The 15,363-nt window shown below is 71.5% G+C and carries 13 protein-coding genes; 7 read left to right on the top strand and 6 right to left on the bottom strand.

Translation table 11 applies throughout. From position 1 onward, the window contains the following. Nucleotide 1: 1 nt before the first annotated feature. Both H0B56_RS14160 and hrpA read right to left on the bottom strand, forming a co-directional pair. Complete coding sequence (locus H0B56_RS14160; protein ID WP_180893488.1) at nucleotides 2-1,636, bottom strand: acyl-CoA synthetase; 1,635 nt, start codon at nucleotides 1,634-1,636, stop codon at nucleotides 2-4. Nucleotides 1,637-1,826: 190 nt separating this feature from the next. Then, the gene (gene hrpA / locus H0B56_RS14165; RefSeq protein ID WP_180893489.1) at nucleotides 1,827-5,843 is read right to left on the bottom strand and encodes an ATP-dependent RNA helicase HrpA; all 4,017 of its coding nucleotides are present in this window, start codon (nucleotides 5,841-5,843) and stop codon (nucleotides 1,827-1,829) included. 34 nt (nucleotides 5,844-5,877) lie between these two features. On the opposite strand from hrpA, the gene H0B56_RS14170 reads away from it, so the two are divergent. Continuing rightward, a complete protein-coding gene (locus H0B56_RS14170) occupies nucleotides 5,878-6,243 on the top strand; it encodes a DUF2784 domain-containing protein (protein WP_180893490.1) in 366 nt (121 codons plus the stop codon). A 44-nt stretch (nucleotides 6,244-6,287) separates the two neighbouring features. Here the strand turns inward: H0B56_RS14170 and H0B56_RS14175 are convergent, their stop codons facing one another. Then, entirely contained in the window at nucleotides 6,288-6,806 is a 519-nt protein-coding gene (locus H0B56_RS14175) for a MarR family winged helix-turn-helix transcriptional regulator (protein WP_246361112.1), read from the bottom strand. A 143-nt stretch (nucleotides 6,807-6,949) separates the two neighbouring features. Between H0B56_RS14175 and H0B56_RS14180 the strand changes: the two genes are divergently transcribed. From H0B56_RS14180 to H0B56_RS14200, 5 genes are all read left to right on the top strand, one after another. Next, nucleotides 6,950-7,162, top strand: coding sequence for a hypothetical protein (locus H0B56_RS14180; RefSeq protein ID WP_180893491.1), 213 nt, complete (start codon nucleotides 6,950-6,952; stop codon nucleotides 7,160-7,162). Between the two features lie 126 nt (nucleotides 7,163-7,288). Further along, the gene (locus H0B56_RS14185) at nucleotides 7,289-9,280 is read left to right on the top strand and encodes an SDR family oxidoreductase (protein ID WP_180893492.1); all 1,992 of its coding nucleotides are present in this window, start codon (nucleotides 7,289-7,291) and stop codon (nucleotides 9,278-9,280) included. A gap of 73 nt (nucleotides 9,281-9,353) precedes the next feature. After that, nucleotides 9,354-9,848, top strand: coding sequence for a GtrA family protein (locus H0B56_RS14190; RefSeq protein ID WP_180893493.1), 495 nt, complete (start codon nucleotides 9,354-9,356; stop codon nucleotides 9,846-9,848). A 221-nt stretch (nucleotides 9,849-10,069) separates the two neighbouring features. Continuing rightward, nucleotides 10,070-10,279 carry a CbtB domain-containing protein gene (locus tag H0B56_RS14195; RefSeq protein ID WP_180893494.1) on the top strand — a complete coding sequence of 70 codons (210 nt, stop codon included), beginning with the start codon at nucleotides 10,070-10,072 and terminating at the stop codon, nucleotides 10,277-10,279. A gap of 19 nt (nucleotides 10,280-10,298) precedes the next feature. Then, nucleotides 10,299-11,048, top strand: a complete 750-nt coding sequence (locus tag H0B56_RS14200) for a CbtA family protein (RefSeq protein WP_180893495.1) — start codon at nucleotides 10,299-10,301, stop codon at nucleotides 11,046-11,048. On the opposite strand, the gene H0B56_RS14205 is transcribed toward H0B56_RS14200, so the two are convergent. From H0B56_RS14205 to H0B56_RS14215, 3 genes are read right to left on the bottom strand one after another with little or no spacing between them, the layout of a single operon-like run. Then, entirely contained in the window at nucleotides 11,045-12,568 is a 1,524-nt protein-coding gene (locus H0B56_RS14205; protein WP_180893496.1) for a cobyric acid synthase, read from the bottom strand. The two genes, H0B56_RS14200 and H0B56_RS14205, sit on opposite strands and share 4 nt — an antisense overlap. Further along, nucleotides 12,565-13,545, bottom strand: a complete 981-nt coding sequence (locus tag H0B56_RS14210; RefSeq protein WP_180893497.1) for a cobalamin biosynthesis protein — start codon at nucleotides 13,543-13,545, stop codon at nucleotides 12,565-12,567. The genes H0B56_RS14205 and H0B56_RS14210 overlap by 4 nt, the downstream gene beginning before the upstream one ends. Next, nucleotides 13,542-14,483 carry an alpha/beta hydrolase fold domain-containing protein gene (locus tag H0B56_RS14215; RefSeq protein WP_180893498.1) on the bottom strand — a complete coding sequence of 314 codons (942 nt, stop codon included), beginning with the start codon at nucleotides 14,481-14,483 and terminating at the stop codon, nucleotides 13,542-13,544. The genes H0B56_RS14210 and H0B56_RS14215 overlap by 4 nt, the downstream gene beginning before the upstream one ends. A gap of 243 nt (nucleotides 14,484-14,726) precedes the next feature. On the opposite strand from H0B56_RS14215, the gene cobU reads away from it, so the two are divergent. Next, nucleotides 14,727-15,359 (top strand): bifunctional adenosylcobinamide kinase/adenosylcobinamide-phosphate guanylyltransferase, encoded by a 633-nt coding sequence (cobU, locus tag H0B56_RS14220; protein ID WP_246361113.1) that lies wholly within the window; start codon nucleotides 14,727-14,729, stop codon nucleotides 15,357-15,359. Nucleotides 15,360-15,363: the final 4 nt, after the last annotated feature.

Genomic DNA, 15,363 nt, shown 5'->3' on the forward strand with positions numbered 1-15,363 from the left:
GCTACGCCCCGGACAGCTCGTTGCGGAGCAGCTTGCCGGTGGCGTTGCGCGGCAGGACGTCCAGGAACACCACTTCCCTCGGCACCTTGTAGCGCGCCAGGTTGGCCTTGACGTAGTTCTTGATCTCCTCGGCGTCCGTCTGCGCGCCCTCGGCCAGCACGACACAGGCCTTCAGGCGCTGCCCGAACTCCTCGTCGTCGACCCCGACGACCGCAGCCTCCAGCACGTCCGAACGCTCGGCAAGCAGGTTCTCCACCTCCAGCGGGAAGACGTTCTCCCCGCCCGAGACGATCATGTCGTCGTCGCGGCCCACCACGAACAGCAGTCCCTGCTCGTCGAAGTACCCGACGTCCCCGCTGGAGAGCAGCCCGTTGATGAGCTCCTTGTTCCTGCCGTCGGTGTAGCCCTGAAAGCTCAGCCCACTGCCGACGAAGATACGACCGATCCGGCCCGGCTCGGTCACGCTGTTGCCCTGCTCGTCATAGAGCTCGACCCGGCAGCCGACGGGCGCCTTTCCCGCGGTGCTGGGATGGGCGCGCAGCTCATCCGGTGTCGCCACGCTGGCGACGGCCACCTCGGTGGAGCCGTAGAGGTTGTAGAGCACGTCACCGAAGACGTCCATGGTCCGGGTGACGACATCGCTGGGGATCGCCGAGCCCGCGGCGAAGATGATACGCAGCGAGGACGTGTCGTACTTGGCACGCACGCCGGGGTCGAGGTCGACGATGCGTTGCAGCATCGTGGGAACCACGACGAGCGCGGTGCTCCGGTGCTCGGCGACGCGCCGCAGGGTGTCCTCCGGATCGAACTTGCGGGTCAGCACCACCTTGCAGCCGAGAGCCCAGGACAGCAGTGCCTGGGACAGCCCCGTGCCGTGGAAGATCGGCGCCGCCATGTAGGTGACGCCCCCCTTGCGCAGCGGGATCCGGTCCAGGAACTGCGCGGAGGCCAGCGGGGAGGTGCGTTCCCGGGGCGCGCCCTTCGGGGTACCGGTGGTGCCGCTGGTGAGCAGGATGAACCCGCCCGGCTGGTCCGGCGTGTCCACCGGCTGGTCGTCCGTGCTGGCGATGAGCTCCTCGAGAACAGGGATCGAGCGGTCCGACAGGGTACTGTCCTGGTCCACCCACGCCAGGTAACGATCCACGTGCGGGTCCACCGCGTCGAGCAGGTCGGTGAACTCCTCGTCGTAGATGAGCGCCTTGACACCCTCGCGCCTGGTGACATCGGCGAGCTGCGGTTTGGCGAAGCCCGTGTTCATCATCAGCAGCTTCGCGCCGAGCTTGCCGGAAGCGGCCATCGCGGTGACCAGCCCGCGGTGGTCCCTGCACAGCGCCGCGATCACGGTTCCGGAACGCACGCCCCGCGTCGCCAGCGCGCGGGCAAGCGCGTTCGCCCGCTTGTTCAGCTGGGCGTAGGTCAGCTCGCCAAGCTCGTCGGCCAGCGCGACCGAGTCGCCGTGCTCCCGGGCGCCCATGTCGATCACGCCGGCGAACGGGCCGTACTTGCGGATGGCCAGCAACGACCTGATCCCCTCGTCGGGTCGCCCGACGAGCCCGGAGCGCCGCAGCACCACAACGCTGCGCCCCAGGACACTGGCCTTGTGCACCGCGTCCTTCAGCAGTGTCGTCGGGCTCATCCGCTGCACCTCCGTTGGCATCGCACGCCTCGTACCGCCGGTATCCCTGGCGACCCTAGCGAACCGACCGTCCCGTATCCAGGGCATGACTCACATTACCTACTAGCGAGTAGATTTTTGCGCCCCGGGCAACACCCCCCGGCCAGGTGTGCTGAATGACGCTGTCCGTCCACGAGACGGACGGACAGCGTCATTCAGCACAAGCGTCGTCGAGGGCGCGGCGCACCCGCTTCTCGGAGACGGGATGAGCGGTACCGAGGGTCTGCGCGAAGAAGCTCACCCGCAGTTCCTCGAGCATCCAACCGACCTCGGCGAGCGGGCCCGCGCTGCGGTACCCGGCCCGGTCCTCCCGGCACCGCCGGTAGTCCTCCTCGAGCTCCGCCACGATGCGCATCCGTTCGGCGTCGCGGTCGGCCGCGGTCGCGAGCTTGTCCACCCGGCGCTCGATACCGCGCAGGTAGCGTTCCAGATCGGGCAGGCGGTACCAGCCCGCGTCCGCGACGAACCCGTCGTAGACCAGGCGGGACAGCTGCGCGGACATATCGGCACGGGCCTCGGCGAAGGCCGCTCGGGGCAGCTGCTCGACGGCCTGCACGGCGCGATGCCAGGCGACGAGCACCCCACGGACCCGCTCCACGGTCTCGGCGACCGTCGACTCCAGACCGGCACGCACCACCTCGGTCAGCCGCGCGAAGCCCTCGGCGTCCCATGCGGGGCCTCCCGCTTCGGCGATCAGCTTGTCCGCTGCGCACCGCGTGCAGTCGTCGAGCAGGCCGCCGACCCCGCCGTGCGGGTTGTTCGCCAGCTCGAGCTTGGCGGTGTTCGACAGCGTTCCGCGCAGCGCCTTGCGCGGGGACGGCACGTTGAGCAGCACCAGCTTGCGCGTTCCCTCGGCCATCGCGGCCCGCTGCTCGGCCGGTGTCGCCAGCACCCGGACATCGACGGCCTCCCCGGCGTCGACGAGCGCGGGGAAACCCCGCACCGCACCGGAGGCTGAGTCGTCCCCGGAACCGTCGAACGAGCGGGGCAGCTCGTCCATCGCCCAGTCCCGCAGGCCGCTTCGCTCGATGTCACCGCCCGCTTTGGACAGCTCGGTACGCAACCGCGGCGCGAGGTCGGCCCGCAGGGCCTGCAGATCCTTGCCCTCGCCGAGCACGCGATCCTGCTCGTCGACCACCCGGAACGTGATGGTGAGGTGCTCGGGCACCCTGGAGTAGTCCCAGGCGTCCGGGGGGATGTCGACGCCGTACATCGCGCACAGCTCGCGCGCCAGTGCCCGGCCGAGCGGTTCCTCGTGTGGCGTGAGCCGCGTCAGCACGGCACGCGCCGTGTCGGGGGCGGGCACGAGGTGGCGACGCAGCTGCTTGGGAAGGGACTTGATCAATGCCGTGACCAGGTCCTCGCGCAGCCCCGGCACCTGCCAGTCGAACGCCTCCGCTCCGGAGTCGGCGACCTGGTTGAGCACGGCGAGCGGGATGTGCACGGTCACACCGTCGGCGTCGGCTCCGGGCTCGAACTGGTAGCTCACCGGCAGCTCGATCCTGCCGTGCCGCCACGTCGTCGGGTAATCGTTCTCGTCGACGCCGGGCGTGCCGGAGTTGATCAGCATCGCCTTGGTGAAGTCCAGCAGGTCCGGCTGCTGCCGCCGGGCTTTCTTCCACCAGGTGTCGAAGTGGCGGGCCGAGACGACCTCGGATCCGATGCGGCTGTCGTAGAACTCGAACAGCGCCTCGTCGTCGACGAGGATGTCCCTGCGGCGCGCCCGCTCCTCCAGCTCAGCGACCTCGGCCAGCAGCTCGGCGTTGTGCTTGAAGAAGCGATGGTTGGTGTCCCAGTCACCGTCCACGAGCGCGTGCCGGATGAACAGCTCCCGGCACAGCTGCGGGTCGACGCCGGAGTAGGTGACCTTGCGCCCCTCCACGATCGGGATGCCGTAGAGCGTCACCTTCTCGTAGGCCATCACCGCACCGCGTTTGCGTTCCCAGTGCGGCTCGGAGTACGTGCGCCGCACCAGGTGCCCGGCGAGCTGCTCCACCCATTCCGGCTGGATCCCGGCGACCACCCGTGCCCACAGGCGTGAGGTCTCGACCAGCTCGCCCGCCATGACCCAGCGTGGGCTGCTGGAGAACAGCGCCGATCCGGGAAAGATCGCGAACCGCGCGCCGCGGGCCCCCAGGTAGTCCTTCTTGGTGGCGTCCCGCAGGCCGACGTGCGACAGCAGGCCGGCCAGCAGGCTTTTGTGGATGCGCTGGTACCCGGAGTCTGTGGTCTCTGCGTAGTCGAGCTCGCGCTTGGTCACGTCGATGCCCAGCGACTTCGCTGTCTCGCGCAGCTGGTTGTACACGTCCTGCCACTCGCGCACCCGTAGGTAGTTGATGAACTCGGCCGTGCAGAGCTTGCGGAACTTGCTGTTCGAGTTCTCCTTCTGGCGCGCGCGCAGGTGCTCCCAGAGGTTGATCAGCGCGAGGAAGTCGGACCTCGGGTGCGTGAAGCGGCCGTGCGCGGCATCGGCGGCACCGGTGTGCTCGGCAGGACGCTCCCGGGGGTCCTGAATGGATAGCGCGGCCGCCACGACCATCACGTGGTAGGCACAGCCGTGCTGCTCGGCCTCCAGAACCATGCGCGCCATACGGGGGTCGAGCGGGAACCGCGCCAGCTTGCGCCCGACAGGGGTGATCCGGTGGGCCGAGTGCGCGCCCGCCCCGCGGGAACCGTTGCCCTCGCCGCGTTCCTCAAGCGCTCCGAGCTCGCGCAACAGCTGCACGCCGTCGGTGATCTGCCGGGTGTCCGGCGGGTCGAGGAACGGGAACTCGGCGATGTCGCCGAGCCCGGCCGAAGTCATCTGCAGGATCACCGAGGCGAGGTTGGTGCGCAGGATCTCCGGGTCGGTGAACCGCGGTCGCGCGGCGAAGTCCTCCTCCGGGTACAGCCGGACGCAGATACCGGGACCGATACGCCCGCAGCGCCCCTTGCGCTGGTCGGCCGAGGCCTGCGACACGCGCTCGATCGGCAGTCGCTGCACCTTCAGCCGGTTGCTGTACCGCGAGATCCTGGCGGTGCCCGGATCGATGACGTAGCGAATCCCCGGCACCGTCAGCGAGGTCTCGGCGACGTTGGTGGCCAGCACGATGCGCCTGCCCCGGTGCGACTGGAACACACGCTGCTGCTCGGCGCTGGACAGCCGGGCGTACAGCGGCAGGATCTCGGTGTTCGGCAGCTTCCGCGCGGACAGCGCCTCGGCCGTGTCGCGGATCTCCCGCTCGCCCGACAGGAACACCAGCATGTCCCCCGGCCCCTCCGCGGCGAGCTCGTCGACCGCGTCGCTGATGGCCTGGACCTGATCCCTGTCCGGATCGGCATCCGGATCGTCGGGGTCGACGACCGGCCGGTACCGCACCTCGACGGGGTACGTGCGCCCGGAAACCTCCAGCACCGGCGCCGGTTCGGCCGCACCGCCGAAGTGCCGTGCGAAGCGTTCCGGGTCGATGGTGGCCGATGTGATGATCACCTTCAGGTCGGGTCTGCGCGGCAGCAGCCGCTTCAGGTAGCCGAGCAGGAAGTCGATGTTCAGGCTGCGCTCGTGCGCCTCGTCGATGATGAGGGTGTCGTAGGCGCGCAGCATCGGGTCGTGCTGGATCTCGGCGAGCAGGATGCCGTCCGTGGCGACCTTGACGAGGGTGTCGTCCCCGACGCGATCGGTGAAGCGCACCTTCCAGCCGACCGTGCCGCCCGGCTCCGTACGCAGCTCGGCGGCAAGGCGCTCGGCCACCGACCGGGCCGCGATACGCCGTGGCTGGGTGTGCCCGATCATGCCGCGCACACCCCTGCCGAGCTCGAGGCAGATCTTGGGCAGCTGCGTCGTCTTGCCGGAACCGGTCTCGCCGGCCACGATCACGACCTGGTTGTCCCGGATCGCCGCGGCGATGTCCTCGCTACGCTGGCTGACCGGCAGCTCGGCGGGATAGTCGACGGCAGGCACGGCGGCGCGGCGGGCGGCGACGCGCCGCTCCGCGGCAGCGACGTCCTCGGCGATCGTCGCCAGGGTGGAACGCAGGGCCTCCTGGTCGGAGAGCTTGCGGGTCCCGTCGATCCGGCGGCGCAGCCGGTGCCGGTCACTGATCAGCAGGCCGTCGAGGCGCTCGCGGAGGTCACCGGCTGTGACGGGACCGTTGCCGGTGACGGCCCCTGCCGGTCGTGATGTAGACATACCGGGGTCCAGGATATCGGGGCACAATGAGGGCATGTACCGCGTCCTCGCGGACGCCACCATGAGCGTGCACCTGGCCTTCCTGGCCTACGTGCTGCTCGGTGGGTTCCTGGCCTGGCGGTGGCCCCGCGCGATCGTGCCGCACGCGATCGCCACCGCCTGGGCTGTCACGATCGTCACATTCGGGTTCACCTGCCCGTTGACGCCGCTGGAGAACCACTTCCGCGCGGAGGCAGGCGAGCGCGGCGCCGGCAACGGGTTCATCGAGCACTACCTCGCGAACATCGTGTACCCGCAGCAGCACATCGAGCTGCTCTGGGCGGCCTCGGCCGTGGTGGTGCTCGTCTCCTGGGCAGGGCTCGTCGTGCTGCTGCGCAGGCGGGCGGGCGTGCGCGCGTGACGGTGCCGGTCGGTGCAAGTCGGCGCGGGTCGGCGTAGGTCCGGTCAGTTCGCGATGGTCGACTGCGCGGCGCGGAGCTTGTTGCACAGCCGTTCCAGGACCCGCAGCTCCTCCTCGTTGAGCGCGCCACCGACGTAGGCGGCGATCGCGTCGGCGTGCGCGCGGCCTACCCTGCGCTGCACGACCAGCCCGTGCTCGGTGAGCACCACGAGGGTGCCGCGACCGTCCGCGGGATCGCGTTCCCTGCGGACCAGACCGTCGGCCTCCATGCGCTCGATCAGCCTGCTCAGGCTGGGCTGGGCAAGCAGGATGTGCTCGTTGAGCTCGTTCAGGCGGAGCCGGGCACCGGGGAACAGGGTCAGGTTGTAGAGCACGTCGTACTCGGAGAGGCTGATCTCGGCGGTACGGAAGTTCGCCTTGAACCGCCGCAGCAACGTGACCTGCGAGCGGAACAACGCTTCCCATGCTTGGACGGCCTGCTTCTGGCCGCGCTCCATCGCCCACCTCCGGTTCGTCCTGGTCGGGTCCAATCCTGCCAGCGACGGGCGAGCAGTGGGGGCCATTCTGCGCGATCATGCGACACGCCCACCACCGTCCGCCCTCCGGGGGATCCGGCAGAACTGATGCGCCTCGTGGCGTCACGATCACGCAACGGCGCCGTCACACCTGTCGAAAAGGGCTGGACGACCCGCGAGGAATCAGCATCATGTCTGCTCGAGATACCTGGACGATCGCCTGCCGAGACCTGGCAGGCCGACGGCGGAACATCACGGTGTTCGCCAGCGAGAGCAAGGTCGTGCTCATCGCCCCGCCGGGCGAGTCAGCGGTACTGACCAGGCTGGACGTCGGCAAGCTGCGCGCGGCCCTGCGGGACGCCGTGATCAGCACCGAGGACGCCAACGACGCCCGCACGCACTAACCGGGCGCGACTTCCCGGACCTCCACCCGGCGGTCGGACCGGAGCCGGATGGGATGACCGGCTAGCGTTACCTACTCGCGAGTAGGTATTGTCGAGCTCGCCTGTTCCCGCCCCAGGAGGTCGAGCATGCCCACGTACTTCGTCACCGGCGCGACCGGCTTCATCGGACGTCGCCTCGTCACACGGCTGCTCGAACGGGACGCCACCGCGACGGTGTACGCGCTCGTTCGCCCGTCGTCGAAACACCGGCTCACCGAGCTCGCGGCCACGCTCGACCGGCCGGAGGCCCTCGTCCCCGTCCCCGGCGACCTCACCGAGAGCTCGCTGGGTGTCGACCCGGCGACGCTCGGGCCCGTCGACCACGTCGTCCACCTGGCAGCCATCTACGACTTCACCGCGAGCGAGGAGGCCAACACCGCGGCGAACGTCACCGGCACCCGCAACCTCATCGAGCTGGTGGAACGGCTCGGGTCTCCGCGCCTGCACCACGTCTCCTCGATCGCGGTGGCAGGAGACCACGCGGGACGTTTCACCGAGGCCGACTTCGACCTCGGCCAGTCCCTGCCGTCGCCGTACCACGCCACCAAGTTCGAGGCGGAGAAGCTGGTGCGCGGGCAGCGCAGCGCCCCGGTCACGGTATACCGGCCGTCCGCTGTGGTCGGTGACTCGCGGACAGGGGAGATGGACAAGATCGACGGGCCGTACTACTTCCTGCCCGCGATCTCGCGGCTGGCCGCGCTGCCGGCCCGGCTCCCGCTGCCCGGCATCGACCTCGGCGCCACCAACCTGGTGCCGGTGGACTACGTCGTCGACGCGATGGCGTACCTGATGCATCGCGAGGCGCCCTCGGGGACCACCTACCACCTCGGCGCCGCCGAACCCCAGTCACTGAACGAGGTCTACAACGCGTTCGCCCGCGCTGCCGGCGCGCCCCGCATCGCCGCGGTGGCACCCGAGCGCGTCTCGACGGTCCTGCGCGCCGCCGCGGGCAGGGCAGGCAAGCGGGTGATCTCGGCGGTGGAGTCGACGCGCAACGGGGGTGAAGCCGTCGCGTCGGTGCTCGCCGAACTCGGCGTGCCGCGCGAGGTCCTTCCGCACCTGTCCACGCCCGTGCGCTTCGATACCGCGGCCACACGGGACGCGCTGGCAGGCACCGGGATCGAGCTGCCCCGGCTCGCCGACTACGCGGGCCCGCTCTACCGGTACTGGGCCCAGCACCTCGACACCGACCGCACCCGCCGCCGGGACCCGCGAGGCGCCCTTTACGGGCGCACCGTGCTCATCACCGGGGCGTCCTCCGGAATCGGGCGGGCGGCCGCGCAGCAGGTCGCAGGCGAGGGGGCGTCCGTCGTGCTGGTGGCGCGCCGGGGCGACGAGCTCGACACGGTGTGCGAGCGCATCCGCGAATCCGGCGGCACGGCGCACGCGTTCCCCTGCGACCTCACCGACGGCGAGTCGGTGGACACCCTGGTCAAGAACGTGCTCGACGAGGTAGGCGGGGTGGACATGGTGGTCAACAACGCGGGCCGCTCCATCCGCCGGTCGGTGCACCTGTCCACGCAGCGGTTCCACGACTTCGAGCGCACCATGGCGATCAACTACTTCGGACACGTCCGGCTGGTGCTCGGGCTGCTGCCGTCGATGCAGCGGCGCGGGTTCGGGCACGTCGTCAACATCACCAGCCAGGGTCTGGAGACGGACACGCCACGGTTCTCTGCCTACCTCGCCTCCAAGGCCGCGCTCGAGGAGTTCGGGCTCGCCGCCGGCAGGGAGACGTTCGTCGACGGCGTGACGTTCACGTCGCTGCGTATGCCGCTGGTGCGCACCGAGATGATCGCGCCGACAGGGGTGTACCGCACGCTGCCCACGATCAGCGCCTCCTCGGCCGGCAAGCTCGTGCTCAAGGCTCTCGTCCGCCGGCCGGTGATCCTGAGCCTGCCCGCGGGCAACGCCGCCGAGCTCGCGGGCCGCCTGAGTCCCCGGGTGTCCCGGCTGGTCGCCAACACCATCTACCGGATCATGCCCGAGTCGGCTCCGGAGGCAGCGGACCGCGGCAGGAGGCCGCTTCCTGCCGTGGCAGCGACGATGACCCGGCTGGCGTGGCGCCGCAGCCCGTGACCGTCGTCGCCGCGCCCGCGAGGCGCGCCGACCGCGCTCACGGCCCCGGCCGGGCCCGTGTACCTTCGGCGACATGCTGGCCTTGACGTCGCTGTCGCGAGCCGTGCGGCAGTGGGTCACACGGTCACCGCTGCTGGTCCAGCTGCTGCGGCAGGGCACGTGGTACGTCGCGGCAGGTGTGGCGGCCACGGGTATCCACGCCGGACTGTTCCTGCTGCTGCGCGAACCGCTCGGCACCTACCCGGCCAACATCAGCGCGATCGTGGTCTCGACGGTGGCCAACACCGAGTTCCATCACTACGTCACGTTCAACGCGCGCGGCAGCTCCAGGCTCCGGCGTCTGGTCGCGATCGCGGTCACCATCGCCTTCTACGCCACGTACAGCTCCACGGCGCTGGCCGTGCTGCAGCTGGTGGTGCCGGATCCGTCCGCCGCTCAGCAGACCACGACGATCGTCGCCGCGGCGCTGGTGTTCGGGCTCGTGCGTTTCGTCCTGCTTCGCGTGTGGGTGTTCGCGCGGACCAGCCGGTCCCGCCGCCGCGCCCGCGAACTCCGCGGGCACCGGTGAGCACGACGCGTACCCGCGCGCCCCGCCGCACCGGGTGCGAGCTGTCACGTTGCCCGGAACACACCCGGAACCCTACGCTGGGAGCGCTGTCCGACGGCAGCCGGAAGCCGGTGAGAGTCCGGCACGGTCGCGCCACTGTAACCGTCCCGCACGGGAGTCAGACCCGGCTCGCCGTCGATCCGCCCCAACAGGGCCGCACGAGCCCGAGGAGGTCGAACATCATGACACAGGCGGTCGCGATTCCCGCCCCGCAACCCGTCAGCATCCCGATCAGGGAGATCCTGCCGTACGCGATCCTGGTCAGCGTGCTCGCACTGGCCGCGCTGTACTTCGTCAGCACGGACAACAACGCGATGACACTGATGGCCGAGGGCTACGTGCACGAGTTCCTGCACGACGGGAGGCACCTGATGGCCTTCCCCTGCCACTGAGGGGAAGGAGTCACCTCACATGATGCGGACATTGCTGGTCCGCGGCCTGCTCGCCGGTCTGCTCGGCGGTGTGGTCGCGGCCGTTTTCGCATACGTGGTCGGCCAGCCCCTGATGGACGCCGCGATCGAGGTCGAGGAGGCGGCCGCGCACGGGCACGATCACGGTGACCCGCTGGTCGGCAGAGGGGTACAGAGCACGTTCGGGCTGCTCGTGGCGCACGCCGCCTACGGTGTGGCCATCGGCGGGCTGTTCTCCCTGCTGTTCGCACTGGCCTACGGGCGCTTCGGCGCGTGGAGCCCGCGCGCCTACGCGGCGGTGCTCGCCACCGGTGCGTTCCTGGCCGTGTCGCTGGTTCCGTTCCTGGCCTACCCAGCCAACCCTCCGGGGGTCGGCGAGGCTTCCAGCGTCAACGCGCGCACGGCTGCCTACTTCGGACTGCTGGCGATCTCGGTGGTCGCTGCCGGTATCGCGCTGTACGTCGCCACCCGGCTCACCGGCAGGTGGGGCGGCTTCAACACCGGCATCGCCCTCACGGCGGGCTACCTCGCCGTGGTGACGGTCTCCGGCGTGCTGCTACCGGGCTTCGACGAGGCCGACGGCTTCCCCGCTGAGCTGCTGTGGGACTTCCGGGTAGCCGCGCTCGGCAACCTCGTGGTGTTCTGGGTCGTGCTCGGCGTGGCGTTCGGTGCGCTGGCGCAGCGCTCGCTACCCGCGCACGCGTCCGCGAGCGCGCAGGCGACGGGACTCCGGCAGGCCGGGGCTAGCTAACCCACCGGGGGCGCGCCGGGCGGCACAAACGGCAGCCCGTCCGGCGCGCCCCCGGTGACCAGCCGGAGCAACGCCACGGTGTCCAGGTGCTCGCCGACGGCGTCGGCGAGCCGGTCCAGCATCGCGTCCCGCAGCTGCCCGAAGCCGGGCGCGCCGTGTTCGGGCTCCCACGGACGACCGGCCTGGGCGGCGGCCTCGGCCAGCCAGGCCCGCCGGAACCCGTCGTTGTCGAAGGCACCGTGCCAGGTGGTCCCCCACACGGCTCCGTGGCGCCAGCCGTCCAGGAATGTCTCCACCTCGGCGGCTCGCCCGTCGCCCCTGTCGAGCGTCGCGCTGCCGTGATGGATCTCGTAGGCTTCCACGGAATGCCCCCGCCAGGAGCCGCGCGGGGTGCCGAGCACCTTGTCGCCTGCGAAGCGCACCGTCGCCGGTAGCAGTCCCAGCCCGGGGCATGTCCCCTCCCCCGACTCCCACTCGTCGTGGATGGTTCCCGCCAGCATCTGGTGTCCCCCGCAGATACCGAGCACGGGCGCACCGGCTCCCGCACGCGCGCGCACCGCGTCGGCGATCCCCCGCTCGCGCATCCACCGCAGGTCGTCCACGGTGGCGCGGGTTCCGGGCAACACGACGACGTCGCTGGTGCGTACGGTGTCCGGGTCGGCGGTCAGCGAGACGGACACGCCCGGCTCGGCGGCGAGCGCGTCCACGTCGGTGGCGTTCGACGCGCGGGGGAACCGCACGACCGCGACGGACAGCGGACGGCCGTTCCCGGCTTGCGCGGCGCTGTCGCGCTCCCACCCCGCCGCGGCCAGCGCGTCCTCCGAGTCGATCCACGCGCCCTCGACCCACGGCAGCACGCCGAGCACCTGCCTGCCGGTGGCACCGGCGAGGCTGTCCAGTCCCGGGCGCAGGAGCCCGAGGTCGCCACGGAACTTGTTGACCACCCATCCCGCGACCAGCCGCTGGTCGGCCGCGTCGAGCAGGGCGAGGGTGCCGAACATGGCGGCGAACACCCCTCCCCTGTCGATGTCGCCGACGACGAGCACGGGCAGTCCGGCCCGCCTGGCGAGCCCCATGTTCACGTAGTCGCCGGAACGGAGGTTGACCTCGGCGGGGCTTCCCGCGCCCTCGCAGATCACCGCGTCGAACCGGCCGCGCAGCTCGGCGAGCGAGCCGTGCGCGATCTCGGCGAGCGCGGACCTGCCGGTGGCGTACTCACCCGAGTCGAGCGTGCCGTACGGCTTGCCGAGCGCCACGACGTGGCTGCGCCGGTCGGAGCCCGGCTTGAGCAGGATGGGGTTCATCGCGGCCTCCGGCGTCACCCCGGCCGCCCGTGCCTGCAGCCACTGCGCCCGCCCGATCTCGGCGCCGTCCGGGCAGACCATCGAGTTGTTCGACATGTTCTGCGCCTTGAACGGCGCCACGGTGTAGCCCTGCCTGGCGAGATACCGGCAGATCCCGGCCACCACGAGGCTCTTACCCGCGTCCGATGTGGTCCCGGCCACCAGCAGCCCGCTCACCGCCGCACCCCCCGTTCCGCGACGGCTCCCCGCAGCAGCGCGGCCACGCAGCCACCGGCCAGCGCGGCCAGGCCGACGGCGCGGGACAGCCGGACCGAGCGGCGCAGGTCGCCGGGCCCCGGGGCCGGTCCCGTACCGAGCTGGCCACGGTCCTCGACCGCGGCCCCGTAACGGTTCAGCCCGCCGAGCCGCACGCCGAGGGCGCCCGCGAAGGAGGCCTCGACGGGGCCGGCGTTCGGGCTCGGGTGCCGCGCCGAGTCCCGCGCCCACGCGCGCAGGGCAGCGCGGGGGCGCCCGCCCACGAGTGGCGCGCAGGCGGCCGTGGCGGTCGCGCTGAACCGCGCGGGCAGCACGTTGGCGAGGTCGTCGCCGCGCGCGCTTGCCCACCCGAACCGGCGGTAGCGGGGCGACCGGTGCCCGACCATGGCGTCGAGCGTGTTCAGCGCGCGGTAGGCGAGCATGCCGGGAACGCCAGCGACGCCGCCCCACAGCAGCGGTGCCACGACCGCGTCGGAGGTGTTCTCGGCGATCGACTCGGTCGCGGCGCGAGCCAGCCCGCCGGCGTCCAGCTCGCGCGCGTCCCTGCCGCACAGGTGGGACAGCCGGGCACGGGCCGCGGTGAGGTCACCATCCGATGTGGACTCGTCGAGCAGTACCGCCATCGTCTCCCCCTCGGAGGCGAGCCCGCGGCCGCCCAGCACGGCCCATGTCACGAGCCCGGTCGCCGCGGCCCGCGCCAGCGGGGACCGCGCGGTCGCGACCCGCACGGCCACGCCGAGCGCCGTCGCCGCCGTCACCCCCGCCACCGTGTAGCAGGCACCTCGCGCGCGGGAGTCGGCCCACACACCGCGTTCGAGCGTGAGGGCCGCCCTGCCGAACACGGCGACCGGGTGGCCACGGCGCGGGTCGCCGAAGGCCGCGTCGGCGACGTACCCGGCGGCGAGTCCGACCGCGGTCGGCAGGCCACGAGTCGTCACCGCGCGACCCCGAGCGCCTGCCGCAACGAGGCGCAGATCTCGGCCATAGCCTCGCCCGCGGCGGGTACGAACGGTCCGAAGTGCAGGAAACCGTGAATGAGGCCGTCGAATCGCCGTTCCTCGACGGCCACGCCCGCCTCGCGCAGCTCGCCGGCGTAGGCCTCCCCCTGGTCACGCAGCGGGTCGAACTCCGCGGTGACCACGATCGTCCGGGGCAGCTGGGCGAGCTTGGGGTGCAGGATCGGTGACATCCGCGGGTCGGTGAGCAGCGCGAGATCGGTGACGTAGGCCTCGGCGAAGAGCTCGAGCGCCGCCCTGTCCAGGAAGTAGCCCTCGTTGAACGCCGCGCGGGAGGGATAGTCCCTGCTGACGTCGGTGGCCGGGTAGATCAGCAGCTGCGCGGCCAGGTCGGGCCCGTCCTCGTCGAGCGCGAGCTCCTGGGCGGTGACGGCTGCGAACGTGCCGCCCGCGCTGTCGCCCGCCACCGCGATGCGCGCGGGGTCGTTGCCCAGCTCGGATACATGCTCGGCCACCCACCGGGTGGCCTCGACGCAGTCGGTGAGCCCGGCAGGGAAGGGGTGCTCCGGGGCCAGCCGGTACTCCACGCTGACCACGACGGCCCCGACCTGCCGGCAGATCTCCCGGCACACCAGGTCATGGGTGTCCACGCTGCCGACGACGTAGCCGCCCCCGTGCAAGTACACCACCGTCGGCATCTCGCCCTCGCCGTCCGGGCGGTACACGCGCGCGCCGACCGGGCCGTCGCCCCCGCGCACGGTCACGTCGCGAACCGAGCCGACGGCGGGTGCCGCGTCGGTGACCGCGGGGCTCGCGGCGACCTCGGCGAACTTGCTCCGCACCTGATCCACCGTGTCGGACTCGCCGACCAGCGGGGGCATGGTCCTCAGCAGCTGGTCGAAGACCGGGTCGAGTGGCACACGTACCTCCCTGCGTCCTGTGGCCCCAGTACATCGGGCCGGCCACACGGCCCGGCGGAGGAGCGTCCCGCCCGGCCACCCGTCCGGCAGCCCCGTGTGGTGGCTGTCCGGGCCGGCCCGAGGCAAACACTATGCGGGCTCCACCCTCCTCGCAATTGTGCGCGCGGCCACGGTCACACCTGCCGAACCGGCGGGGTGCCAGCCGGATCCCCGCCTGCTGCCGGCACTGGAACAATGCCTGCCATGGCCCTCTCACCCGCGCGCCGCATCGCCGGTGGCGCCCTCGGTGCGCTTGCACGGCAGCTGGACCGCGTGGCCACCACCGTCGCCCCTCCTCGCAGGGTGCTCGTGCTCGGCGGCGCCCGGTCGGGAAAGTCACATCTCGCCGAGCGCATGGTGTCGCGGCACGGCGAGGTCGTCTACATTGCCACCGGGCACGTCCCGGACGGCGACGACCCCGAATGGGCCGAACGGGTCAGGGCACACCGCGAGCGCAGGCCCGCGAGCTGGCACACGGTCGAGACCACGGACCTGCCTGCCGCGCTGCGCGGGGCGCATGCCCCTGTGCTCGTCGACTGCCTGGCCACCTGGCTCGCGCGGGTACTCGACGACGCCGGTGCGTGGGACGGCGACCAGCGGTGGCGACGGCGGGTGGACGAGCGCGTGGCCGAGCTGGTCGAGGCGTGGCAGGGTCTGACCGTGCCAGCTGTCGCGGTCAGCAACGAGGTCGGCAGCGGTGTGGTGCCCGCGACACCCGCAGGCCGGTTGTTCCGCGACGCGCTCGGCTCGGTGAACAGCACCGTGGCGGGCGCGTCGGACAGCGTGCGGTTCGTGGTCGCCGGGCGCGCCATCGAGCTGCCGCGGCAGCGACCGTGAAGGA

Source organism: Haloechinothrix aidingensis (assembly GCF_013450155.1).
In the GTDB taxonomy this organism is placed as follows: Bacteria; Actinomycetota; Actinomycetes; order Mycobacteriales; family Pseudonocardiaceae; genus Haloechinothrix; species Haloechinothrix aidingensis.

What these genes read in the sequence shown, in the direction of transcription:
- H0B56_RS14160 (WP_180893488.1), bottom strand. Translation starts at nt 1,636, where the DNA reads ATGAGCCCGACGACACTGCTGAAGGACGCGGTGCACAAGGCCAGTGTC.
- hrpA (WP_180893489.1), bottom strand. Translation starts at nt 5,843, where the DNA reads ATGTCTACATCACGACCGGCAGGGGCCGTCACCGGCAACGGTCCCGTC.
- H0B56_RS14170 (WP_180893490.1), top strand. Translation starts at nt 5,878, where the DNA reads ATGTACCGCGTCCTCGCGGACGCCACCATGAGCGTGCACCTGGCCTTC.
- H0B56_RS14175 (WP_246361112.1), bottom strand. Translation starts at nt 6,806, where the DNA reads ATGGCCCCCACTGCTCGCCCGTCGCTGGCAGGATTGGACCCGACCAGG.
- H0B56_RS14180 (WP_180893491.1), top strand. Translation starts at nt 6,950, where the DNA reads ATGTCTGCTCGAGATACCTGGACGATCGCCTGCCGAGACCTGGCAGGC.
- H0B56_RS14185 (WP_180893492.1), top strand. Translation starts at nt 7,289, where the DNA reads ATGCCCACGTACTTCGTCACCGGCGCGACCGGCTTCATCGGACGTCGC.
- H0B56_RS14190 (WP_180893493.1), top strand. Translation starts at nt 9,354, where the DNA reads ATGCTGGCCTTGACGTCGCTGTCGCGAGCCGTGCGGCAGTGGGTCACA.
- H0B56_RS14195 (WP_180893494.1), top strand. Translation starts at nt 10,070, where the DNA reads ATGACACAGGCGGTCGCGATTCCCGCCCCGCAACCCGTCAGCATCCCG.
- H0B56_RS14200 (WP_180893495.1), top strand. Translation starts at nt 10,299, where the DNA reads ATGATGCGGACATTGCTGGTCCGCGGCCTGCTCGCCGGTCTGCTCGGC.
- cobU (WP_246361113.1), top strand. Translation starts at nt 14,727, where the DNA reads ATGGCCCTCTCACCCGCGCGCCGCATCGCCGGTGGCGCCCTCGGTGCG.